Origin of the sequence: Denitrovibrio acetiphilus DSM 12809, assembly GCF_000025725.1 — a bacterium.
GTDB classification, from domain to species: domain Bacteria; phylum Chrysiogenota; class Deferribacteres; order Deferribacterales; family Geovibrionaceae; genus Denitrovibrio; species Denitrovibrio acetiphilus.
The window spans coordinates 884,313-908,827 of the sequence record NC_013943.1 but is presented as its reverse complement, the minus strand read 5'-3'; the positions used below and the strand labels follow the sequence as shown (position 1 = coordinate 908,827).

The following is a 24,515-nucleotide window of genomic DNA, read 5'->3' as shown; positions in this document are numbered from 1 at the left end:
TACTATGAGTATTTATACTAAATCTCAACAGGAAATCGCAGAGAACATAAGTTCAAAAGCTGTCATAAAAGACTGGAAAGACTGGAGATGGCAGTTCAGACATACTATAAAAACCGTTGAAGACTTTGAAGATGTTCTGAACATCTCTTTTTCACCCGAAGAAAAGAAAGAGATGAAAATAACCCTCAGAAAATTCCCTATGGCTATAACACCTTACTATGCATCACTAATTGACATTGAAAACTATAAAGATGACCCCGTCTTTAAACAGTCATGCTGCTCCACAGAAGAACTGCATGTTGAGTCATACGAAATGGGTGACCCTCTGGCAGAGGATTCCGACAGCCCTGTTGAAAATTTAACACACAGATACCCCGACAGAGTTTTGTTCCATGTTAGCAACATGTGTGCAATGTATTGCCGCCACTGCACAAGAAAAAGAAAAGTCGGCGACCAGGATCATATCCCAGCTAAAGATTCCCTTATAAAAGGGCTTGAATATATAAGAGAACATGAAGAGGTGCGTGATGTACTGCTTTCCGGCGGAGACCCGTTCATGTTGTCAGACAGTGCCATAGAGTGGCTGCTTGACGAGATAAGCAGTATAGAGCATGTGGAGGTTATCAGGATTGGTACAAGAATGCCTGTCGTTCTTCCGTACAGAATTACTGAGGATCTGATCGACATTCTCAGTAAATATGACAACCTCTGGATAAATACTCACTTCAATCACCCCAGAGAACTTACTGACTCATCAAGACAGGCATTAAAAAAGCTTGTTAAGGCGGGAATCCCTATGGGCAATCAGACCGTTCTTCTCGCAGGTGTCAACGACTGTCCTTATATAATGAAATCTCTGATGCACAAGCTAGTGAAGAACAGGGTAAGACCTTATTACATATACCAATGTGATCTTTCTGAAGGGCTCTCACACTTCAGAACACCTGTCAGCAAAGGGATAGAGATAATCGAATCCCTGAGAGGACACACCAGCGGTTTTGCTGTGCCGACATATGTCATAGATGCACCTGGTGGCGGTGGAAAGATACCTGTCACGCCTAACTATGTGGTCAGCTACGCAACAAACAAGGTAATACTTCGAAACTATGAAGGTGTTATCTGCACATATAAAGAGCCGGACAGCTATGAACCTGTCTTTTGTGACAGAAAATGCGAAACATGCACTCTGGAACTAAAAACCGAAGGGAGGGAATACCTTCCACCGGTGGGTGTGGAAAAACTTATGGCTGACTATGATGATGAAACATCACTCATCCCCGCCGATAACGAAAGAATCATAAGGAGAAACTCAAATGGATGAAATAATCACCGTTGGAAATTCTCAGATCCAGCACGGGAAACATAACGACAGAGCCTATATATTAAGCTTTTCAGAAGAAGACGGGAATGCCACTGTCGATATAGTCGAACTTCTAGCGAGGAAACAGGGCTATTCCAAAATTATAGCGAAAGTGCCTAAGACAAGAGTTGCTCTCTTTGAAAAGAAGAATTATGTGACTGAAGGGCAGCTTGAAAACAGTATGTACGAGCAGTATTTCTTCGTTGCAAAATACCTCTCCGAAAAACGCAGAGATGTTCAGAATATGGACGAAATCAAAGATGTTATATCCACTGCATTATCCTGCGACAGTAAAGAAACTTCGGGAAACTTCGAGATAAGATCATTGAACGAAAACGACATCGACGCCCAGATAGCAATATATAAAACAGTTTTCAAATCTTATCCGTTCCCGATATACTACAGGGATTTTATAATGGAGATGATGGACAGTCACGTCACCTATTACGGCGTATTTGAAAATGGCGAGATGATAGCCACCTCCAGTGCCGAAGTTGACAACAAATCAGGTCTGGCGGAGATGACGGATTTTGCCACACTTCCCGAACACAGAGGGAAAGGCTTTGCGGTTTCACTCCTACAGCAGATGGAAAAAGACCTCGAACAGCGAGGCATAAGATCATTCTTCACTATTGCAAGGAGTGTCTCATACGGCATGAATAAAACTTTTGCCAGATGCGGTTACAGCTATAGCGGAACACTCTACAACAACACCAATATTAACGGCGATATAGAGAGTATGAATATCTGGTACAAAGTGATATAGATTCTCACGGGTAACCCCGCTTCTATTGCTTCAAACGTGCTTAACACACGAAGCTACAACTTCGTTGTCACATCCAGAGCATACGCAAAATATGTCACTGCGAAGCCCGCAGAGCTGCGGCAGTCTCTGAACTCGTTAGTTAATCCTGAGATTGCTTCGTCATTACATTCCCCGCAATGACTTATAAGCTCTAAAGCTGTGATTAGCTCATTCATAAACGCATAAATGTGTGGTGTTCTGTCTTTCAACACCATAATAAAAGGCGGTCAGATGACCGCCCTTTATGTTTATATACATTTCTCAGGAAGCGGGAAGTCTTTATCAAAGAGCTTCCATGACATCTGGACATATTCAAACATACGCTGAACATTTTCACTTTCATAAAATTCTTTATCGTAATCGTCATACTCGAAGAAAGATGTTTCTTCAAGACGCTCACCCATTTCGCGTTTTTCAAATGCTGCATTTATCACCTCTGTAAGACCAGCACCATACTCTACAACCTTCACCCTGCCCACAGGTCTGCATTCCCGCAGGATAGTGGAATAAAGGTTTGTCCAGAGCAGCATATTCTGCATATGGTCTTCCCTCGTGATATCATCCTTTCCGCAGCTCATAGTAATAGCTCCGGGGTGGCGTGTTGTGACAAAATAGTTTGCCTTGTCGCCGAACAAAAAGTTCAGGAATTTCACAGCATAACTGAGAGCTGTGCTTTTGAGGAATATATGTTCGCTGTCGGGGGCTTCGTTATTAGCGTAGACAAGAAACTGGCAAAGTTCGAAAATAAGGTTATGGAAATTCCACGGAAGCCTCCACCCCATGTCAAACTCTGAGCTCGGCTGTCCGACGCAATACCTGCCGTTTGGCATAAAGTTATGAGTCATAGAGAACAGTAGCTTTTCCCACGGCCACTCGAAAGCATCTGAAAGCCCCTGATAAAGTGTTGTTCCGCCTGTTCTCGGCATACCGAGGATAAAGTTGAAAGACCTGCCTTCAGTATATGGTTTTACACTGTCACTCTTTCCGCCCAGGATGCCCTGATAAAGATTAATCGTTTCTTCCATCATCTTCTTAAGCTTGTCTTGAAACTCCTTTGTGGACTCCTGTTGTTTGATAGAATCAAAATGCTTTTCGCGGAGTTTATCAAAAGACTCCGTATCGACGTCATCGTCGCCTATTATTGACCATGTCTCTTTCGGGTCCACCCCTGCTATATATTCTAAAGTACCGAGAGATATCGGCATCTCCATTTTTGTGCTCATTGTTATGGAACGCATCACGTTGTTTTTTTCTTTTTCACTCATAAATAACATCCTTTAAGTTAGTAGATATCGGTTTGGATTCTACCCTTCAACAGTATCTTTTTCAACAAATATGTGCCACAAGACGTTAAACAATGCTCCGCAACAGCGAACAAGCACTTTACATGCCGTATCGTTTAGTTTAAATTCAAAACACACTCAACATGTGGAGAAACATATATGTTTAATGAATTTGCAAAAAACAGAATAATTCTTTTTGACGGTGCAATGGGCACTTCTATACAAAACTACGAAATCACAGACGAAATCTGGCAGGGCTATAACGGATGCAGCGAATGGCTGAACGTTGCCGCACCTGAGATCATACAGCAGATACACGAGCAGTATTTTGAAGCTGGGGCTGATGTTGTAGAAACAAATACATTCGGCGGAACAGAGCTTGTCATGTCTGAGTACGACCTTCAGGACAGAACATATGAACTCAACCTTCTCGGTGCACAGATAGCCAGAAGGGCGGCAGATAAATACGGGAAATACACAGCCGGCTCAATCGGTCCCGGTACAAAGCTCCCCAGTCTCGGACAGATAAGTTACGACGATTTATATACTATGTATCACTCACAGGCGGAAGCTCTACTTGAAGGGGGCGTTGATCTCTTCATTATTGAAACATGTCAGGATCTTTTACAAATAAAATCAGCACTTAATGCCGTTATAGACGTCAAAGCCGAAAAAAACTCTGATGCACCTGTTATGGTTTCCATCACAGTAGAGCAGAACGGAACAATGCTGATGGGGACAGACATATCAGCAGCCGTAACACTCCTGCGTGAATATCCTGTTTTCTCCCTCGGACTTAACTGTTCTACGGGACCTGACCTCATGCACAACCCTATAAACGACCTCGCGCAGAACTTCAACGGACGTATCTCGTGCATACCAAACGCCGGTCTGCCTGAAAACAGAGGCGGACAGATGGTTTACGACATGACACCGGACAAAATGGCAAAAATTGTGGAAGGAATGGTACAGGAGTTCCCCATCGGTGTACTCGGAGGATGCTGTGGAACAACACCGGAGCATATAAAGGCACTGCGCCCCATAGCAGACAAATATAAACCAAACAAGCCACAGGCTAAAGAGTACACAGGCGAATCCTCAAGCCTATACGTATCCACCACGCTCATGCAGACTCCCCCTCCTGCACTCATCGGAGAAAGGGCAAACGCAAACGGCAGTAAAGCCTTCCGTGAACTGCTTCTCGCAGAAGACTTCGACGGTATGCTTGCAGTCGCGAAAGAGCAGGAGGAAACCGGAGCACACTTTATCGATGCTTGTGTTGCATATGCCGGACGTGACGAAAAAGCAGATATGGCAAAGTTTATGCATCTGCTGAACAAAACACTCACCGCACCAGTGGTGATAGACTCCACCGAACCGGACGTTGTTGAAACAGCTCTGAAGTCCTGTGCGGGCAAGCCTGTAATAAATTCTATAAACTTTGAAGACGGTGGGGAAAAACTGCATATCATTCTCCGAGCAGTAAAAAAACACCCCGCCTCTGTCATAGCACTTACCATCGACGAAGACGGCATGGCGATGACCGCAGAAAAAAAATTCGAAATCGCAGAGCGCATATATAATATATTTACCAAAGAATACGGTCTGAACCCCAATGACCTTATTTTCGATCCACTGACATTCTCCATAGGCAGCGGAGACAAAACACTAGTTGATGCCGCAATACAGACAAATAAAGCCATTAAAATGATAAAAGAAAAGCTCACAGGGGCAAAAACTGCCCTCGGGCTATCTAATATCTCATTCGGTCTGTCAAAAGACAGCAGACCGATACTCAACTCCGTTTTTCTTCACGAAGCCGTTGAACACGGGCTTGACATGGCAATTGTGCACGCATCAAAAGTTATGCCGCAGGCTGCCATACCGGAAGAAGACATTAAAGTCAGTAAAGACCTCCTCGCAGGTCAGGAAGGAGCACTTTCGGCCTTTATAGAACATTTCAGCAAAAAAGAGGGGATTGTTCAGCAGGAGGAGAAAACTGATCTGCCGCCTGATGAGATGCTAAAAAACCTCATTAAGAAAGGACGCAAAGCAGGACTGGAAGAAACACTGACAGCCCTGATGCAGACTATGAAGCCCATAGAAATAATAAACAACATCATGCTCGACACTATGAAAGAGATAGGCGAACTCTTCGGAGCAGGCAAAATGCTTCTGCCGTTCGTCTTACAATCAGCGGAAACTATGAAAACCGCTGTCACAGTGCTTGAGCCTTTTATGGAGAAAAGCGATACCGAAACAAGAGGGCGCATAGTCCTCGCAACTGTTAAAGGTGATGTACACGACATAGGCAAAAACCTTGTTGATATAATACTCTCAAATAACGGTTACGAAGTTTATAATCTCGGCATAAAGGTTTCAGTTGAAGAGATGATCGCAAAAGCTGTTGAGATGGATGCGGACGCCATCGGGATGAGCGGGCTTCTTGTTAAGTCTACTAACATAATGCGTGAGAATATCGCCGAGATAAACAGGCAGGGGCTTAGCAAAAAGGTACTGCTCGGAGGGGCTGCCCTCACTGAAAAATTTGTTAAAAATGATTGTATGCCCATTATGCCAGGCATGGTGAGTTATTGCCGTGACGCATTTGACGCTTTAAAAGTTCTCAGCGGAGAGAGCGAAGGAAGCATCGCACCGGAAAAGACCTACGCAGATATTTCTGCCAAACCTAAAAAAGTGCAGAGCCCTAAGCTTGAGACACCGCCAGCACCACCATTCTTCGGAGTTAAAACAGCAGAGAACTATACAGCAGACGACATACTTGAATACATGAACAAGCTTGCACTCTTCTCTCACAGGTGGGGCTACAGCAAAAAAAACATGCCGGATTATGAATATGAAGAACTCCTTACTAAAACTGTGATACCTGAATTTAACGAAACTGTTCAGGAGATCAAAGATAAAGAGCTCCTCGAAATGGGGATAAGATACGCCTATTTCCCGTGTAATTCAGACGGTGAAGAGCTTATCGTTTATAATGAAGACGGAAGTGAACTGACACGATTCGTCTTCCCAAGGCAGAACTTAGAGAATGGAGTATGCCTTGCAGATTATTTTCACCCTGTTTCTTCCGGTGTAAAGGATGTTGTGGCATTCCATATCGTCACAGCAGGCAGTAAACCGGCGGAGTATTGCCAGCAGCTATTTAAAAACAACGAATACAAAAAATATTATCAGTTTCACGGCTTTTTCACAGAATTCGCAGAAGCGATGGCTGAATATGCTCATAAAATGATACGCACGGATCTGAAAATCGACCATGCAGACGCCAAAACAGCACACGGCATAATATCTCTGGGCTATTCAGGGCGAAGATACAGTTTCGGATACCCGTCATGTCCTGACCTGGCACAGAATAACCAGCTCGACAGTATATTAGACTTCTCACAAATAGGTGTCAGCATTACAGAAAACCATGAAATGGTCTCTGAGTATACTACTTGTGCGATCATCATACACAACAGCTCTGCGGAGTATTTCACAACATGAGCATATTAAAATCACAAAAAAAGACTAATCAGGTTTGATTTTAATTTTGGGTTGTGATATTGTGTATCTGTAAGTAAAATTAATTACTCGCAATAAAGGAGGCTGAATATGTCAATCGGAGAATTCGTAAAAACAGCAGATTTCAAATCTGAAAAACACGTTCCGGTAATTGTCGTACCTGAAGGTATTAAAGCCGGAGAACCATTTGTAGTTGAAGTTTCCGTGGGGAAAGAGATCCCACATCCTAATACAACAGAACACTTTATTAGCTGGATATCACTCTACTTCAAACCTGCCGAGGGTCCTGTAATAAACCTCGGAAGATTTGAGTATTCTGCTCACGGTGAAGCTGCTGCCGGCGCAAATCAGGGACCAGCTTATGCTGAACCTGTTTCTACCTGCAAAATCAAACTTGAAAAAGCAGGAACACTTATCGCTACATCCTATTGCAACATTCACGGTTTATGGGAAGGAAGCGCAGAAGTTACTTTCTAGTTATTCCAAAGTTTAAAACTACCAAGCCCGCCCTCAAAGCGGGCTTTTTCTATGATGAGTCTTAATATTAAAGATAAAATCAATCGTGAGGAAAGATATTACTTATTAACTACTGCAAGATTTTTGATTATCACTTGTGTAGTGCTGTGTTCATCACCAAGCGCATCTCTGTATATCTCCAGTGCTTTTTCAAGATAGCCCTTTGCTTCTTCCTTTCGTCCCATCCTGAACATAAGTTCCCCGAGGTTATTTAGCGTTGAAGCAAAAGATACTGTTTTTTCTTCTCCAAGAGCCTTTTTGCTATTCAGGGCATCCAGATAATATTTCTCAGCCATATCAAAATGTCCCATCCTTGAAGTAAGGAAGCCAAGATTATTAAACCCAAGAGCAGTTTTTTGATGTACTCTTCCAAGAACAGTCTCATAAACCTTCGTTGCTTTCTTATAGCCAATTTCCGCACTTGCCAGATCCCCCACCAGATATTGAAGCTGGGCATAATTTGAAACTGTGGTTGCAGTGCTCGGGTGATTGTCTCCGTAAAGTTCGTTTTTTATCTCAAGTGCACGCTTGTGCATCTCTTCAGCTTTATCATATTCTTTATTCTTCTGATAAGCAAAAGCCAGATCGTTTACAGCGGCAGCGGCAGCTTTGCTTTTGCCTCCAAAGGTTTTTGCAGTTTTATCCAGAACATCCTCATAAACTTTGACAGCTTTTCCCGGCTGTCCGTTTTTGAGAACAGATTCAGCATATTTCACCTGACTTCTAATAGTTTCCTTGGCATATTCACCGAACTTTTCTTTCTTCAGCGCACAGACCTTCTTATATATCTGAACAGCTTTCGCCATATTTTTTGTTTCAGCATATACTTCTGCCATATTCTCTTCTGCTTCCAGCCTGTCATCATCGTTTTGTTCTTTACCTTTATTCAGTATGACAGCAGCACGCTCGACAAATGCAAGGGACTCGCCTTTTTTATCAAGTTGCTTATATAAGTTTGCAAGCCGAAGTAAGCTGTCTGCAACATCCCTATGCTCTTTACCTAGGGCATCTTCGCGTATTTTAAGTCCGTTTGCATAAATAGATTCCGCTGCGTCATAATCCCCCGTCTGCATATAAATCGAAGCAAGTTTATTCATAGGAAGAACTGTCTCAGCAGTATTTTTTCCAAAATGAGCAATAAAATCATCAAGAGTTTTTTTCATTGTATCTTCTGCGTTGATCGGTCTCCCAGCACGCAGATAGAGATATGCGAGGGTGTTACTGAAGCTTACAGTCTCTTCGTGGGTTGAGCCAAGCACCTCCGCAACGTGTTCTTTCACTATTTCGTACATGCCAAGCCACATATTAAAGAACTCAGCAGAGAGGTATTCTTTCTCTATCCCTCTGAACCACATGATAAATCCATCTATATCCAAAGTAGCCTTAGCATGATGGAGTGCTTCATAGAGATGCAACGGGAAATTAAGGAAATCCTCCGGAGAGTTAAGCTTAGACATATGAAAACGATAAGCAAGATAATTTATGTTCTCCAGTGTTTCCGGATCAAGGGCTTTCATTGCTTGCTGTTTATAGGCTCTCTGTACAGCGTAAAATCCTCCGCCAAGCCTTTCGACAAAGCGCATGTCAGTAAAAACTTTCATCGGCAGAGTTCTCTTGTCAGTATCTCTTGCAAATTCTGCACGGACAGCTTCAAACAGCTCTGTGTCAAAAAGCCTGACGGCGCTCATAACTTTTGCAAATACCGCAACATCACTCTTAAGATTACTCAGGTGGAGATGCACAATGCTCTCCGCATCGGACTCATAGATATCAGGCGTTGCAGGTCGACCGTCGCGTTCTTCCATCATATCGGATGTTTCAATACAGTAGCTCGCAAGGGCAGGATTCCCTCCTGTATTTTCAAGCACTGTGTCAACAACCGCTTCCCTGTCTATCCCTATTGAATCGAAATATGCGCGCCCGTCATCGTTGTCGAAATTATCAAGATGCAAAGTAAGCGAGTGCTCACCTGTCTTTTGCGGATGCAGGCAGGTTTTTGATAAATATATGAATTTACCACATTGAGCTTTGTCGGCAATAGTAACTGCCCAGCTGTTTCCGCTGTCATCTATCTCAAAGATATCGTCGGCATTCTCCACGATGATTATCATGTCCTTGCCGGTTTTCTTCTTATAGTCTTTCATCCCCTGAGCAAACGCAGTGATCAGAGATTCCCAGTTGAGTTGATTTTGTGCCTGAAACATTCGCAAGACCGCTTTTCTGGCATATAGTTCAAACCACTCGTCGAGAAGTCCATCCTCAACAGCTTTATAGAAATTACGGCTAAAATGTGAATCTGATTTGTATTTTTCAAAAACGCTGTTGAGAACTGCTGAGTTGTGGTAAAAAAACTTTGAAGGGGGAACTTGTGTTTTGCCGTGTATGCGTTCAATCCGCATTAAATAAAGCAGGTCAAACAGTGCAAAGCTATCAGCAATCCCAGGTCCTATCTCCTGCCTGATGGCAAACAGAGCATTCTCCGGAAAGCGCAGACATCGCATATTCATATCAATATCCGCTATAAATGCTTTCTTGTGCAGACCTTCCACAACAGCGGCTACAAGAGTGCTTTTTCCGACCCCTTCGGGACCGTACACATTTATAATAAGTGATTCGTCAACAAGCTCTTGTGACAAAAGCTCTGCAAGTTTATCTTTAAGTTCGCGTCTTCCTGCGAATCCGCTCATAGGCAGTTCAATCATGACAGAACTATTTCTCCTTATCAGGCAACGTTCTCAGCCAAAGGTATTTTTTGTCAAATATATTTTTAACAGAAGTCATTATACTTTTTTTGCTGACTTTATTCATGTTCTCAAGAAAATCGTGATAATAGTCCGGACGTCCGACAGTATATGAATAACCGATATCATTCGCCTCGCTGGATGACTTTTCACGCTGAAACACAGACTGGCTTTTTAATCTGTTTTTAGCCTTTTCTATTGTCTCATCAGTAAGTATATCAGACAGATCATTAATAATCTTCAGAATTTCACTTTTTATTTCATCAGACCTGCCAGGCTGGGCATTATATGTAAAGATAAAGCAACCGGTTGTGCGCACCCCGTAGTAGCCTCCGGTAATACTGTTAACCAGAGGATTATTATACTTCATACGCAGATTAAGAGCGGAAAACTCGCCGCCGGAAAGCGCTTCTCCCAGAACCTCAAGTGAATAAACATCGCTTTCCATAAGCCCTTCAGCCGGAAAGCTCATTATGCCGTATTCCTGCGAAAGGTCTTTGCTTATAGTCTTCTCTATATTTTCCTTAAGGTCAAGAGTTGTGATTTTGCTGTACCTATGCCCCGGGCTCACCTGACGTTTATAGCTGAAATACTTATCCGCAAGCTCTCTCACCTTTTTAAAATCAGTGTCCCCAACAACAACTAGTGTCATATTCTCCGGGTGATAATACCTGTTGTAGTAGTCAACAAGCATATCTCTCGTAAATGCGTTAACATTATCCTCTGTCCCGATAACCTCTCTGCTGTATGGAGTACCGCCAAACATTATTTCAGCAAAATCAGTCCACATCTCCGCTGTCGGTCTGTCAAACTTTCTCTTTATCTCCTGCACAACAACGGGCTTCTCTTTAGCAATCTCCTCAGGGATAAACTTCGCATGAAAGACCATCTCAGAGATAGTGTCAAAAGCGACCTCCGCCTTATGTGAAGGGGCTGTTACATAATAGAAAGTATAATCTTTACTGGTGGCAGCGTTTAAGACACCGCCACTGCTTTCAACGAGGGAGTCTATATCGCCGGGGGCAAATTTGTCTGTCCCCTTAAAAACCATGTGTTCCAGAAAGTGAGATATTCCGTTCTCTTTCTGGGTCTCATTAACAGAGCCTGTTTTTATCCATGCCTGCACAGACACGACATTAACATTCGGTATCTGCTTATAAATAAGCGTGAGTCCATTGTCCAGTTTTTCTATCTGCTGTGCCAACACATTACCTCCGGCTATAACTATAATAAAAACCGCAATCAGCAGCTTTCTAATCATTGACTATCCACCTTCCTGATCAAATTATGAAACATATCAAGCACAACGTTGTACGGAACCAGGCTGTCTATCTCGCCATCCCGAACAGTTGCAAGAAAATTCCTATAGTTTTCAAAGAATTTTGGTTCAGAAGATATCAGCTTATCCAGCCATTTTCTTTCACTGCAACATGCATGCGCTGTTATGTCTTTCTGTATTAATTTTACCCTTATAAGTATGCTTTCAAGGTTTACCCGTTCCCACTCATCACGAATCTTAACATTTTTCATTCCTGTTGTAAGTTCGTTGATGCCAAGCTTATAGCCCGCATCATAGTAACAGTAAAGAACATCCTTAACATCTGAACCGTTCTTAACAGCCAGATCAAATATATCAAAAGCGGATTTGCTGTATCGTATATTACAAACAGCTTTCGCAAGCTTCTGAGGGATACCTCTGTCTGTAAGTGAGGTAACCATTTCATCATACTTCTCTTTCATATCCGCAGATATATACCGGGGTATAGCCGCAACGACTTTTTCAAAGATCTCTTTATTATCTTTGATAAGCTGCCTGTTGGCTTCTTCAAGAAACCACGCAGTTGCAACTTTGAGAGTTTTTTCTATCTCAATCAGAGCAACATAAATTGCGTTAGCCTCTGCCTTATTGTCCAGCTTCTCAAGCTCCTGACGCAGAGGAATACAGTTAAGCACATCCTCCGCCACGAGGTAGCTTTCAGCCAGCTTTGTAAAGCTGACATTATTATTTTTATAAAGCTCGTAAAAGAATGTCGCCCCTGCCTGATTAGTAAGTCTGTTCACCACGACAGTTGCCGCTATCTCTCTTCTGAGTGAGTGTTCAAAGAGCTTCTCACCAAACCTCTGCTGTGTATCCAGAGGATAGTAATTCATATACTCTCTCTTCACAAGCTCGTGCTCAATATCAAGATCCGCTTCGATACTGTTATACAGGAAAATCTTAGAGTATGCCAGCAGCACGCACAACTCCGGTCTGGTCGGAGCTCTGTCCTGTGAGACGAACTCAATGTTTTCTATACCGAAGTCAAGAAGTCCTATATCGCGCAGATATCTCGCAAGCTCCCTGTAGACAACAGGATTTTCACTATATCTCATAGCTCCGCAACTTACCACCATAGACTGATGATAGTTGTCCGAAAGGACATGCTGTTCAACGGCTTTGGTCAGTTTCTCTATGTATTTATTTCTGGCAGGAACACTCTCGATAAGTTTTGCAGCAAGTAGTTTATCAAACATAATCTTAAGATTGACTTCATGATCGCTCATATCAACTCCGGCAGAGTTATCCAGAGCGTCAGTGTTCACTTTGACGCCGTTGATGTCCAGTTCGATGCGGGCCCGCTGAGTGATACCAAGGTTTCCCCCTTCACCAATAACCATAAAATTGCATTCTGATGCATCTATACGCAGATTATCGTTTGCGGGGTCACCCACCTGAGCATTCGTTTCTGTAGATGCTTTGATATATGTTCCGATACCTCCATTCCAGAGGAGTTCAGCCTTCATGAGAAGAATAAGATGAATCAGCTCTTCTCCGGTTACAACAGACTTATCACAATTAAGCATCTGCTTCATCTGTTTATTCAGAGTTATCTTCTTCGCCGAGCGGTCAAAGATGCCGCCCCCCTCAGAGATTAAAGACGTGTCATAATCTTTCCATGTGGCAGCAGTGGCAAGCTTAAACAACCTCTGCCGTTCTTTAAAACTGCTCTCAGGATCAGGATCAGGATCTATGAAGATGTGCATATGGTTGAAAGCCGCCTGAAGCTTTATCTGTCTGGAAAGCAGCATACCGTTACCAAAAACATCTCCCGCCATGTCACCTATTCCGACAACAGTGAAAGGGACAGTCTGTATATCTTTACCCATCTCACGGAAATGCCTTTTAACACTTTCCCACGCACCTTTCGCAGTTATCGCTACTTTTTTGTGATCATAGCCGGTACTGCCTCCTGATGCAAAAGCATCACCAAGCCAGAATCCACGCTCCACAGAAACTGAATTTGCAAGGTCGCTGAATGTAGCAGTGCCTTTGTCGGCAGCCACGACAAGGTAAGGATCAGGCTGGTCATATATCTTAACCCTGTCAGGGTGAACAACTTTTGAATTAACATAGTTGTCGGTGATGTCCAGCAATGCCTTTATATAATTTTTATATTGTTTAATAACATTTTCTTTGTCAGCAGCTTTGTCAGCAAGCCTGTGCTTCACGATAAAACCGCCTTTGGATCCGACAGGGACAATGACTGCGTTTTTGACCATCTGAGCTTTAACAAGCCCAAGCACTTCTGTACGATAATCGTCAATTCTGTCGGAGAACCGCAGTCCACCTCTTGCAACTTTACCACCCCGCAGATGTATGCCGTCCATCTGAGCAGAGTGAACGAATATCTCAAACATAGGTCTCGGCTCATGTATTATGTCAAGAGTTTTGGAAGCTATTTTAAAGGACATATACTCGCGTTCCGGCAGACGGAAGTAGTTTGTACGGACAATGCCTCCAAGCACCCACAGGTAATACCGCAGAGCTTTATCTTCCGCAACAGACATAACACTATCTATCCCTTCCATAATTTTATCGGAAATAGGCTCTATGTTAGGTTTCTTATTTGCAGGATTATATTTTTCTTCAAAAAGCTGAACCAGCAATTTTGCCACACCAGAGTTATGTATAAGTGAGTTGTTCAGCGTTTTCAGTGTAAAACTGCTCTCTATCTGACGTATGAAATTTCTGAGTCCGCGTAACAGCCCGATCTGCCTGTAAGTTAATTTTTCGCTCATGGAAAGACCATTTAGTTTATCACTTTCTACAGAACCTGTCAGAATCTTGCTTATCAGTTCAGGGATTATTGTACCGTACTCAGCACAGAAAGCTTCTGGATCATCAATATCAGCAAAATATACTGCATTGACATAATGTTTCTCATCTCCGTAAACAAGCTTATAAGTATCTTCCTCGTAAACTTTCAAGCCAATGTTGTCCAGTATAGGCATCAGCTCTGTGAGGAGGTATCTTGCTCCGGAATAAATTTTAAGTACGGCTGTACCGTTATCTGTATAGAGTCTGGAACGAACCCCTTCAAGATTCTCCAGAATTTTAATATCGCCGAATGACGCTTCCGCACTGTTTCTTGCTATATATGTTTCACTGAACATGCTTACATACTTATGATAAACAGTATCAACTTCAGAACCGCCAAGCCTTTCACGTATAACATCATAAAGGTTAGAGTCCCATGTGCGCATCATATTATAAATGCCGCCTTTAACCTTTCCTTCGTCTATATTTTCAAGCACTTCGATATTTTTCACATATAGATGGAAATGCAGAAAATACCTTTTGTGCTCGTCCTGACGAACTGATACATCCAGAACGCTGGCATCAAACTGCTGCATAAGGTATGTTTCAATCTCTTTCACAAGCTCGTATGAAAACCTGTCTTCCGGCAGAGCCACAAAGAAGAAAAGATTGCTCAGCGGGCGGAAATCCATATAACATATCCGAACCTGATTAGTCCCCTGCATAGAAATAATAAGCTCCAGCATTTTGATCATCAGCTGTTTCGTAAAATTAAACAGTTCAACTTTCGGAAATGTATTAATAAGATCGCGGATCCACTTGTAATCGTGCGAACCATGCACAAAGTTAAAATGGTTCAGCGTTTCTTTCACTTTCTCTTTAATTATAGGAATATCATAAGGCAGCGTATGTCGCCCTTTACGTGAAAAAAGCCCGAGAATGCATATCACACGGGTAAAACCGGAACTCTTGTCCAGAAAAAGTATCCTGTTAAGGTAGCCCCTCTCTTTCATACGTGAACGGCGTAAAGCCTTATCCACAACGACAGGATAGCCTTCAACAAAATTAAATTTATCATTTTCTATGTATGACCTGATAGATGCGTAGTCAGGCTCGGAAGAGTCGAGTCTGAAAACTCCCAGTTTGTTGCAAGTTGAGCATTTATCTTCCTGATCTATATCAATTACACGTGCCCCCTGAAAGATAAAGTTATCCTGAAGCAGCCAGTGTATGAAACGTGAAACATCTATAGAACTTGAGCGGTACTCTGTAGACAAATTATGAAGCAGCTCAGTTATTTTATGAAAATCATCAACAGCAACAATAGTGTGTTCGTATATTTCCTGAATGTCCTTTGCGATGTCTTTAAGGATGTTTCCCTCTTTATTCTCAAGAAATACCATTACAAATGATTCGTTCCTTGAGCCTATAGAGGTCTCAGATACTTTAACCACGTTCCCTTTGCTGTCACGCTCAACATTAAATATCGGGTGAAGAATAAAAAGGTTTTTATAGTCACGTTCCTGAAGATAGCCCCATATACTGTCGTATATAAAAGGACGGTCATCAGTAACAGCAGATATAAGGCTGAAATTACCTATAAGAAAATCCGCTGCCTCAAGGTTGTCAGGTTTGATATAAGCCTTTTTTTTGCGTCTGCCGTTTAGCACATCAAATAAGTATTTGATAAAATTTTCAAGGTCTTCGTCTGAAAGGAATTTGATCATATGGAGAGGAATATGCCCGATCACAAGCCCGCTGAAATCAAAAAGGACTTCATTCTCCTGCTTGTATTTTCCGAATATTCTGCTGTGCTTTTCTGATATCAGGTCATAGTTATACTCACCAAAATCAGATTTGGTTATACATGAAAAGTTTGAAGGATTCATTTCTTCCCCCTTAATTGGAAAAAAGAATATATTTATGGAGCCGTGTCACTTAACTCCACAGTTAATAATAGCCCTTATTTCTTTTCTTTCAAAGCAATTTCAATTACAAATGATTGATCATCAAGAGTGAATTTGACCCCGACGCATATAATATGTGTCGGACGCTGAATTGTGTGCCCCCGTCCGGTGATTACGTTAGGAACAGATATACTGAATTTCTTACCTTTATCGGTAAAAATCTTTTTTGTACTGCCTGCGATCATATTAATGAGCTCACCTATGGCGTCGCCAACATCAGTGTCGACCTCTTCTTTCTCTTCCATAAGGAAGATAGAGGCGACCTGCATTGCAAGACCTTCTGGCATACTGACCGAAACATAACCGACAACATCGCCGACAATACCTATCACTGCGGAAACATCGTAATGGAGATTCTGATCCGACTTAATGTAAAGATCACCTTTTACCGGGCAAAGCCCTGTCATTGTTTCGAAAACGTTAATTGTGCTGGATATAAAAGGGTTTACATATTCTGCTTTCACCAAAGCCTCCCGATGTAGATACTTTGCTTATAAACATAAGAATAGACGAAATATACAGCATTGTCTATTAAAGACTTTACATATCTTATGGTCACTTACTCATGAAAAGAATAAATTTTCTTAATATCTTTGCAGTCAATCCCCATATGATATCATTCCTGTATCTGTAAAAATGTACAGTGCGCACATTCCCGTCACGCATCCACCTTTCACTATAGTATACATCATCCCGCAGAAGGTGCGATACAGGTACTTTATAAAGCCTCTCAACTTCTGTAGCCTGAAGGCTGAACACCGGGTCTTTAACCACGCCCACATAAGGCGTAACACGATGCCCCCACCTGGAAAGCTCATCATCCAGCACACCCGCAACATGGACATTGTCCGGTCTGACACCAATCTCCTCATAGGTCTCGCGAAGTGCAGTCTCACGAAGACTGGTGTCAACATTCTCACTCAGTCCACCAGGAAAAGAGACCTCCCCTCCGTGGTGATTAAGCTCTCGCAGACGTTTTGTAAATATGACACAGCAGTCATCACCGATATTAACCACAGGAACCAAAACGGCGGCAACACGTTCAGTCACCGCCATTTTATATCTATCATAACCTTTAAGTTTTTCTTCTATATAGTTTGCGGTACAATTTTTAACCAACGAGACCTTCCACTATCTTTTCAACATTTGCAATGGCTTCATCCAGCTTCTCAGGATGCTTCCCGCCAGCCTGCGCCATGTCAGGACGTCCGCCACCCCCTCCTCCGGTAATCTTCGCAACTTCTCTAACGATATCACCAGCTTTGACTTTGCCTGTGGTGTCTTTTGTCACACCACACACAAAAATAACTTTGTCGTCTGTGACAGCTCCGGCGACAACAACACCACTCCCTATCCTGTCTCTGGCAGTATCAACAAACTTACGCATGGCGTCTGCGTCTCCGTTTGCAAGTTTCGCTGCAAGCACCTTAATACCGCTGACGATCTTAACATCGTCCATGAGCCCTGCGGCGTCTTTGGATGCCATCTGATCAGCTATCTTCTTAAGTTCTTTCTCTTTATCTTTCAGGCTGTCTGTCAGCTCCACCATACGTTCGTAGAGTCCGTCCGGAGTGGTTTTAAGCAGTTTCGCACCGTCTTTCGCAAGAGCGTCAAGTTTCTGCATCCCCGCAACGGCAGCCATCCCTGTCACAGCCTCTATCCTGCGCACTCCGGAGGCAACTGATGCCTCACTTGTCACTTTCAGAAGACCAATATCACCGGTACGGTCAACATGACACCCGCCGCAAAGTTCTTTGCTGAAATCACCGATTTCAACAACACGCACCTTGTTACCGTATTTCTCACCAAAGAGAGCCATGGCACCGGAGTTAACAGCATCATCAATATTCATATATGTCTTTTTCAGGGCTGTATTTGCCTGAATTTCTTCATTTGCTATCTCTTCTATACGCATAATCTCTTCAGCAGAGACCGGAGCATAGTGGTTGAAGTCAAACCGCAGTCTTTCGGGGTTAACCTGTGAGCCTGCCTGACGGACGTGGTCGCCCAGAACCATCTGTAAAGCCTTATGGAGAATATGTGTGGATGTATGATTTCTCTCAGTTGCCCTTCTTGCAGTTTTATCCACCTGTGCTTTGACAGTCTCTCCCATTTTGATTACGCCCAGCTCTGTAAAGCCCCGCATGGCTATCATCCCGTCACCGTATTTATGTGTGCCGGTCACTTTAAAAACAGCAGTATCAGTTTTTATATAGCCGATGTCGCCAGCCTGACCGCCCCCTTCTGCATAAAAAGGTGTTTTTGTCAGGATGATGTCACATTCGCCTTCCGCTGTTTCAGATTGAGCATCATTTTTGATAATTGCAGCTACTTCCGACTCAGCTTCGAGTTCTTCATACCCTACAAACTCGCTCTTAAGGGTGCTTGCCAGCTTGATGTATACGTCAGCAACACGCTGCTCTCCGCTACCGGACCATGACTTTTTCGCACGTTCCTGCTGAGTGTGCATCTCCTGCTCAAAGCCTGCATTATCAAGGACATACCCATTATCTTCAGCGATATCAGCAAGTAAATCCACAGGAAATCCGAATGTGTCATACATCTTAAAGATGTCCTCTCCTGATATGGTTTTACTATCTTTATTCTTTTCAAGGAGTTCATCGATAATTTTCAGCCCTGTATTAAGGGTTCTGCTGAACGACTGCTCCTCGTTAGTTACAACTTTTGCAATGTAAGGTTTTTTGTCCGCAAGCTCGATGTAGTGTCCTTTCATGAAATCCACAACAAACCCGCACACTTTATAAAAGAAGGCGCCCTCAAGACCTAGCATCCGCCCGTGTCTCATGGCACGTCTCATTATGCGGCGAAGAACATATCCTCTCCCGTCATTAGCAGGCAGAACTCCGTCACCTATGAGGAAAGTTGCTGCACGACTATGGTCAGCAATAACGCGCATGGAGACATTATCTTTTTCGCTGTCCCCGTACTTCTTCCCTGCGAGATCAGCTATATATTTAATAATAGGCAGGAAAAGGTCTGTGTCATAATTACTGGTAACTCCCTGCACAACAGATGCTACACGCTCCAGCCCCATACCTGTATCAATAGAAGGTTTAGGAAGTGGCGTAAGAGTACCGTCTTCGCTGCGGTTATACTGCATAAAAACAAGATTCCACAGCTCAAGGTGCCTGTCGCACTCACAGTTTCTGTCACAGTCAGGAGACTGGCATCCCGTGTGTTCCCCCTGATCGATATGTATTTCAGAACACGGACCGCAGGGACCGGTGTCCCCCATAGCCCAGAAGTTATCTTTTTCGCCTCTGTACTCAATATCCTTGGCATCAAGCCCTATAACATCACGCCATATCTGAGCTGCCTCTTCATCATCGTTATAAACAGACACAAACATCTTTTCTGCCGGCAGACCGACAACTTTTGTGAGAAATTCCCAGCCGAATTTTATCGCATCCTCTTTAAAATAATCTCCGAAAGAGAAATTCCCCAGCATCTCAAAAAAAGTATGGTGACGTGATGTTACACCGACATTTTCAAGGTCATTATGCTTACCGCCGGCACGCACAACCTTCTGGCTGGTAGTGGCTCTAGTATAGCTTCTTGTCTCTCTGCCCAGAAATGTATCCTTAAACTGGTTCATACCTGCGTTGGTAAAGAGCAGTGTCGGGTCATCGTGTGGAACCAGCGACGATGAGCTCACTATCTCGTGACCGTGTTCTGCAAAGTATTCCAGAAATTTCTTGCGTATCTCCTGTCCTGTCATAGCCATATTTTTTACTCCATATATATCACTGCGGGCATAATCCTGATTAATTACGCAATGGTTGAAAACTATTATTTATTACCCATACCAGCCAGAAACTCTTCCCACTCTATGGGGAGCAGATATTTCTTTTTGCTGTTGCACTCTTTGCACGCAGGAACAACATTACCTTTGGTGCTGAAACCACCTCTGGCAACAGGTACAATGTGATCCATCGTCAGTTCAGCAGGGTTAAAATCCCCCTGACAGTAGTGGCACTTCCCTTCAGCCAGCTTATTCTTCCACCAGCCCTTTTTGCGTAGCTCACGTGCTTTTTCTTTCTCTTTTTTGATGTGTTTCTCATCAGCAGTTAAAAAAAAATTATCCATATCCGCATGATTATATTCACCTGTCTGCATAATTGCAAGAAAATACCCTTATTTCCAAACATCGCTTGTAAAGCTGTTCTTTTTCCACAGGCTGTTATTAAACATATGCTCCATTGCATCCCCAGTCATATTATTTTCTACGCAAACCATATCGATTCAAACAAACGATTAGTTCAATTTTAAACTTTTTTAACTCGTTGTCACATAAGAAACCTATTTATGTTTCTTATTTTTGCATACCCAATATTCAAATACACAATAAAAGGTATTACAGTAAAAAAACACGCAAACCAGCGCCAGAGAGGGTTTAGCATGCGAAAAATGTTTTAAATTTAGACTTGATGATAGCCCCACTTTAAAGTAAACTCCACATACGTTTGCAGAACCATATTATAAATTGGAGGACATAGTGAGTAATAAAGATCAAAAGGCACTTGAGGTTTACGGTCTCACCAATCTTGGCGAGGTTAAGAGAAACCTCACAGCACCAGAACTTTATGAAGAAATAATTAAAAATGGCGAAGGTAAAATTGCCAAGGGCGGAGCTATAGTCTGTCTCACAGGAGCAGTCACCGGCCGTTCACCTAATGACAAGTTCATAGTTAAAGAGGACACTACAGAAGGTGATGTCAACTGGTCAAAAGGTAACGTCCCAATCACTCAGGAAAAATTCGACAATATATACAATAAACTCTGTGCTTATCTTCAGCAGAAGGACGTATACGTTCAGGAATGCTACGCAGGTGCAGATGAAGCCTCCAGAATAAGAGTACGTGCAATCAACGAATACGCATGGCAAAACCTTTTTGTTCAGAACATGTTCATTCAGGAACCAGACGAAACAAAGCTTGCAAACTTCGAAGCTGACTTCACCATCATATGCTGTCCTGACTTTAAATGTAAAGGCGAGCTCGACGGCGTTAACAGCGAAAACTTTGTTCTCCTCAACTTCGCGAAAAAAGTAGTTATCATCGGCGGTACAGCATACGCCGGCGAAATGAAAAAATCCATATTCACAGTTATGAATTACCTTCTGCCTAAGCAGGGGATTATGTCTATGCACTGTTCTGCCAATATAGGCAAAGACGGTGATGTCGCACTTTTCTTCGGTCTTTCCGGTACGGGCAAAACAACCCTCTCCACAGACCCTGAAAGAGCTCTCATAGGCGACGATGAACACGGATGGGACGATAAAGGCGTTTTCAACATAGAAGGCGGCTGTTATGCAAAGGTCATCAACCTTTCCCGTGAAATGGAACCGGACATTTTCGCCACAACAGAGAAATTCAACACAGTTCTTGAGAATGTCGTAATGGACGATGGACGAAACGTAGACCTCGACGACGACAGCATCACAGAGAATACAAGGGCTTCATACCCGCTTCAGTCCATAGACAACATCGAGCCTTCAGGTAAAGGCGGTATGCCGAAAAACATAATTTTCCTTACATATGACGCATTCGGTGTTCTCCCACCTGTATCAAAGCTCACTGTACCTCAGGCAATGTATCACTTCATCTCCGGCTACACGGCAAAAGTTGCAGGGACAGAAAAAGGCGTGACAGAGCCAAAAGCAGTTTTTTCCTCATGTTTCGGAGAGCCTTTCATGGTTTGGCACCCGTCTGTATACGCTAAACTTCTCGGCGAAAAGATCATTGAGAATAACGTTACATGTTATCTGGTAAACACCGGTCTCACAGGCGGACCTCACGGTATAGGTTCAAGATTTAAAATCAGCCACACAAGAGAGATCATAAGAGCTATCCTATCCGGTGCAATTGATAAATCCGAGTTTATGGAAGACGAGATCTTCGGTTTCGGTATCCCTAAAACCCTCGGTGATATCCCCACTGACGTTCTTCACCCTGTGGAGAGCTGGAAGGATAAGGCTGCGTATAAAGCACAGCTCACTCAGCTTGCTGAAAACTTTAAAGCCAACTTTAAAAAGTATGAAGCAGGCACAGATGCTGAAATCATAGCAGGCGGACCAAAAATCTAATTTACTTAAATATTATTACATATGGGCTGAAGGAACTATTCCGTCAGCCCTTTTTTTTTGCTATACTGATTTGTTAATATATGAGTAATACAGGAGCACCAAATGGATAAGCTTTTTAAGGGTGCAATCAAGTTTCGAGAGATAAGCTTCGAAAAGAGAAAAGAATTATACGAATCACTCCACAGCGAACAAAAGCCACACACACTATTCATCGGCTGTTCAGACTCACGCGTTGTACCGGAGCTGATCACAAGGACCCTGCCCGGTGAGCTTTTTGTCGTCCGCAACATAGCAAATATTGTCCCACACTACCGTGTAGCAAAAGAATATGCAGCTACAACATCCGCTATTGAATATGCAGTCAATGCTCTGGATGTTGAAAATATAGTGGTCTGTGGACACAGCAACTGCGGCGGATGCAACGCAATCTATTTTGATAAGACACAGCTCGAACAGCTGCCGAATGTTGCACATTGGCTGGAGCAGATAGAGGGAGTAAAAAGCGAAGTTCACCTGCGCCACCCAGATGCAGACCCAGAACACAAAGCATGGATAACAGAGCAGATAAATATAGTCAAACAGATGGCAAATCTACTCAGTTACCCATACATAAGCAGAAAGTATGAAAAAGGTGAACTGCATATATATGGTTGGTATTATGTTATTTCCAAAGGCGAAGTTTACAACTTTAATAAAGAAACAGGAGAATTCGAGCTCATTAGCTGAACCAGTCGCCCCCAGCTGCGACGACACCCTTCCCGTCATTGCGAGGAACAAGGTGACGAAGCAATCTGAATATACACGACGCCCTGAACGGCATAAGATTGCTTCACATACGTTCGCAATGACACCCTTCCCGTCATTGCGAGAAACAAAGTGACGAAGCAATCTGAATATACTACATCCTGAACGGCATAAGACTGCTTCACATACGTTCGCAATGACACTTTTCCGTCATTGCGAGGAACAAAGTGACGAAGCAATCTAAATATACTACATTCTGAACGGCATAAGATTGCTTCACATACGTTCGCAATGACACCCTTCCCGTCATTGCGAGAAACAAAGTGACGAAGCAATCTGAATATACTACATCCTGAACGGCATAAGATTGCTTCACATACGTTCGCAATGACACTTTTCCGTCATTCTAAAGTTACAGGCTTACTAATCATGCTTACCGGATGCAAAAGGATGGGTGGCATCATAAACACGGAGCAGTTCCGTCAGATTCAAGTGTGTGTATTTCTGGGTGGTGGTTAATGACTCGTGCCCTAAAAGACTCTGAATAGTCCGCAGGTCTGCCCCCCCTTCAAGGAGATGGGTAGCGTATGAATGCCTGAATGAGTGAGGTGAAAAATCCATAGGCAGTCCGGCTATCTTCAGATATTTCTCAACGATCCTGCGTACGGAACGATCTGTAAGTCTGGAACCAAATTTATTAATAAATATTGCTTCATTATCAGGTAGATAGCCATTACAAATATCCATTTTAACATCAAGATAATCATTGATCATCTCAATATGCATGTCTGCTATAGGAACAATACGCTCTTTCTTCCCTTTACCTCGAACAAGGATACGCATACCACCGAAGTCTATATCTGAAAGATTAAGCCCCACCAGCTCGCTGACACGAACCCCTGTTCCATACATAAGTTCCTGAATAAGCGCATCACGCATACCAGCCGGCTTATCTTTATCCGGAGCATCCAAAAGAGCTATAATACTGTCAATATTAAAAACTTTAAATGCTTTCTGCTCCTTTTTAGGAAACTTCAGCATCCGTGCAGGATTATCATCCGTGTGGTTCTTCTTCTGCATAAATGCAAAAAAAGATTTGAGGCAGGCTATCTTCCGCTCTATAGTTGACTTTGCCAGCCCCTTGTCAAACAACATCGCCACAAACCCCCGCAAAGTGAAAAAATCAGCATCCTGAATGTCGTCAATAGCCGAATCCTCCAGATACATACACAGGTCTGCAAGATCACGGGAGTAATTCTTGATAGTATGATCGGACGCTCCCTTCTCCTGCTGCATAAATTTAAGGAATATTGAAACTGCTTTATCTATCTGCATAAACTTATTATCGGACGCTTTTATCATTTATGCAATCTTGCTATTCGCAAAA

The 24,515-nt window shown here is 42.9% G+C and carries 16 protein-coding genes; 6 read left to right on the top strand and 10 right to left on the bottom strand.

The window, feature by feature from the left end:
- Window positions 1-4: 4 nt before the first annotated feature.
- Window positions 5-1,321, top strand: coding sequence for a lysine 2,3-aminomutase (gene kamA, locus DACET_RS04365; RefSeq protein WP_013010178.1), 1,317 nt, complete (start codon window positions 5-7; stop codon window positions 1,319-1,321).
- Window positions 1,314-2,126 carry a putative beta-lysine N-acetyltransferase gene (ablB, locus tag DACET_RS04360; RefSeq protein ID WP_013010177.1) on the top strand — a complete coding sequence of 271 codons (813 nt, stop codon included), beginning with the start codon at window positions 1,314-1,316 and terminating at the stop codon, window positions 2,124-2,126. The genes kamA and ablB overlap by 8 nt, the downstream gene beginning before the upstream one ends.
- A gap of 53 nt (window positions 2,127-2,179) precedes the next feature.
- On the opposite strand, the gene DACET_RS16230 is transcribed toward ablB, so the two are convergent.
- Window positions 2,180-2,341 (bottom strand): hypothetical protein, encoded by a 162-nt coding sequence (locus tag DACET_RS16230; RefSeq protein ID WP_169304184.1) that lies wholly within the window; start codon window positions 2,339-2,341, stop codon window positions 2,180-2,182.
- 72 nt (window positions 2,342-2,413) lie between these two features.
- Window positions 2,414-3,430, bottom strand: coding sequence for a sulfotransferase family protein (locus DACET_RS04350; protein ID WP_013010176.1), 1,017 nt, complete (start codon window positions 3,428-3,430; stop codon window positions 2,414-2,416).
- 177 nt (window positions 3,431-3,607) lie between these two features.
- Here DACET_RS04350 and metH point away from each other — a divergent pair, with 177 nt between their 5' ends.
- On the top strand, window positions 3,608-6,958 hold the full coding sequence (gene metH / locus DACET_RS04345; RefSeq protein ID WP_013010175.1) for a methionine synthase: 3,351 nt from the start codon (window positions 3,608-3,610) through the stop codon (window positions 6,956-6,958).
- 108 nt (window positions 6,959-7,066) lie between these two features.
- Window positions 7,067-7,453, top strand: coding sequence for a class II SORL domain-containing protein (locus DACET_RS04340; RefSeq protein ID WP_013010174.1), 387 nt, complete (start codon window positions 7,067-7,069; stop codon window positions 7,451-7,453).
- 98 nt (window positions 7,454-7,551) lie between these two features.
- On the opposite strand, the gene DACET_RS04335 is transcribed toward DACET_RS04340, so the two are convergent.
- From DACET_RS04335 to DACET_RS04305, 7 genes are all read right to left on the bottom strand, one after another.
- Window positions 7,552-10,194, bottom strand: a complete 2,643-nt coding sequence (locus tag DACET_RS04335) for a tetratricopeptide repeat protein (protein WP_013010173.1) — start codon at window positions 10,192-10,194, stop codon at window positions 7,552-7,554.
- Window positions 10,195-10,201: 7 nt separating this feature from the next.
- Window positions 10,202-11,494, bottom strand: coding sequence for a M16 family metallopeptidase (locus DACET_RS04330; RefSeq protein ID WP_013010172.1), 1,293 nt, complete (start codon window positions 11,492-11,494; stop codon window positions 10,202-10,204).
- On the bottom strand, window positions 11,491-16,200 hold the full coding sequence (locus tag DACET_RS04325; RefSeq protein WP_013010171.1) for an NAD-glutamate dehydrogenase domain-containing protein: 4,710 nt from the start codon (window positions 16,198-16,200) through the stop codon (window positions 11,491-11,493). The genes DACET_RS04330 and DACET_RS04325 overlap by 4 nt, the downstream gene beginning before the upstream one ends.
- Window positions 16,201-16,274: 74 nt before the next feature.
- Window positions 16,275-16,742 (bottom strand): chemotaxis protein CheX, encoded by a 468-nt coding sequence (locus DACET_RS04320; protein ID WP_013010170.1) that lies wholly within the window; start codon window positions 16,740-16,742, stop codon window positions 16,275-16,277.
- 91 nt (window positions 16,743-16,833) lie between these two features.
- On the bottom strand, window positions 16,834-17,397 hold the full coding sequence (locus tag DACET_RS04315; protein ID WP_013010169.1) for an NUDIX hydrolase: 564 nt from the start codon (window positions 17,395-17,397) through the stop codon (window positions 16,834-16,836).
- Window positions 17,390-20,017, bottom strand: coding sequence for an alanine--tRNA ligase (gene alaS, locus DACET_RS04310; RefSeq protein WP_041230139.1), 2,628 nt, complete (start codon window positions 20,015-20,017; stop codon window positions 17,390-17,392). Before alaS ends, DACET_RS04315 begins: the two co-directional genes overlap by 8 nt.
- Before the next feature lie 71 nt (window positions 20,018-20,088).
- On the bottom strand, window positions 20,089-20,385 hold the full coding sequence (locus DACET_RS04305; protein ID WP_013010167.1) for an HNH endonuclease: 297 nt from the start codon (window positions 20,383-20,385) through the stop codon (window positions 20,089-20,091).
- Window positions 20,386-20,794: 409 nt separating this feature from the next.
- On the opposite strand from DACET_RS04305, the gene pckA reads away from it, so the two are divergent.
- The gene (gene pckA / locus DACET_RS04300; protein WP_013010166.1) at window positions 20,795-22,384 is read left to right on the top strand and encodes a phosphoenolpyruvate carboxykinase (ATP); all 1,590 of its coding nucleotides are present in this window, start codon (window positions 20,795-20,797) and stop codon (window positions 22,382-22,384) included.
- Window positions 22,385-22,486: 102 nt separating this feature from the next.
- The gene (locus DACET_RS04295) at window positions 22,487-23,110 is read left to right on the top strand and encodes a carbonic anhydrase (protein WP_013010165.1); all 624 of its coding nucleotides are present in this window, start codon (window positions 22,487-22,489) and stop codon (window positions 23,108-23,110) included.
- A gap of 441 nt (window positions 23,111-23,551) precedes the next feature.
- On the opposite strand, the gene DACET_RS04290 is transcribed toward DACET_RS04295, so the two are convergent.
- On the bottom strand, window positions 23,552-24,490 hold the full coding sequence (locus DACET_RS04290) for a tyrosine recombinase XerC (protein WP_013010164.1): 939 nt from the start codon (window positions 24,488-24,490) through the stop codon (window positions 23,552-23,554).
- Window positions 24,491-24,515: the final 25 nt, after the last annotated feature.

What these genes read in the sequence shown, in the direction of transcription:
- kamA (WP_013010178.1), top strand. Translation starts at nt 5, where the DNA reads ATGAGTATTTATACTAAATCTCAACAGGAAATCGCAGAGAACATAAGT.
- ablB (WP_013010177.1), top strand. Translation starts at nt 1,314, where the DNA reads ATGGATGAAATAATCACCGTTGGAAATTCTCAGATCCAGCACGGGAAA.
- DACET_RS16230 (WP_169304184.1), bottom strand. Translation starts at nt 2,341, where the DNA reads ATGAATGAGCTAATCACAGCTTTAGAGCTTATAAGTCATTGCGGGGAA.
- DACET_RS04350 (WP_013010176.1), bottom strand. Translation starts at nt 3,430, where the DNA reads ATGAGTGAAAAAGAAAAAAACAACGTGATGCGTTCCATAACAATGAGC.
- metH (WP_013010175.1), top strand. Translation starts at nt 3,608, where the DNA reads ATGTTTAATGAATTTGCAAAAAACAGAATAATTCTTTTTGACGGTGCA.
- DACET_RS04340 (WP_013010174.1), top strand. Translation starts at nt 7,067, where the DNA reads ATGTCAATCGGAGAATTCGTAAAAACAGCAGATTTCAAATCTGAAAAA.
- DACET_RS04335 (WP_013010173.1), bottom strand. Translation starts at nt 10,194, where the DNA reads ATGATTGAACTGCCTATGAGCGGATTCGCAGGAAGACGCGAACTTAAA.
- DACET_RS04330 (WP_013010172.1), bottom strand. Translation starts at nt 11,494, where the DNA reads ATGATTAGAAAGCTGCTGATTGCGGTTTTTATTATAGTTATAGCCGGA.
- DACET_RS04325 (WP_013010171.1), bottom strand. Translation starts at nt 16,200, where the DNA reads ATGAATCCTTCAAACTTTTCATGTATAACCAAATCTGATTTTGGTGAG.
- alaS (WP_041230139.1), bottom strand. Translation starts at nt 20,017, where the DNA reads ATGACAGGACAGGAGATACGCAAGAAATTTCTGGAATACTTTGCAGAA.
- DACET_RS04305 (WP_013010167.1), bottom strand. Translation starts at nt 20,385, where the DNA reads ATGGATAATTTTTTTTTAACTGCTGATGAGAAACACATCAAAAAAGAG.
- DACET_RS04295 (WP_013010165.1), top strand. Translation starts at nt 22,487, where the DNA reads ATGGATAAGCTTTTTAAGGGTGCAATCAAGTTTCGAGAGATAAGCTTC.
- DACET_RS04290 (WP_013010164.1), bottom strand. Translation starts at nt 24,490, where the DNA reads ATGATAAAAGCGTCCGATAATAAGTTTATGCAGATAGATAAAGCAGTT.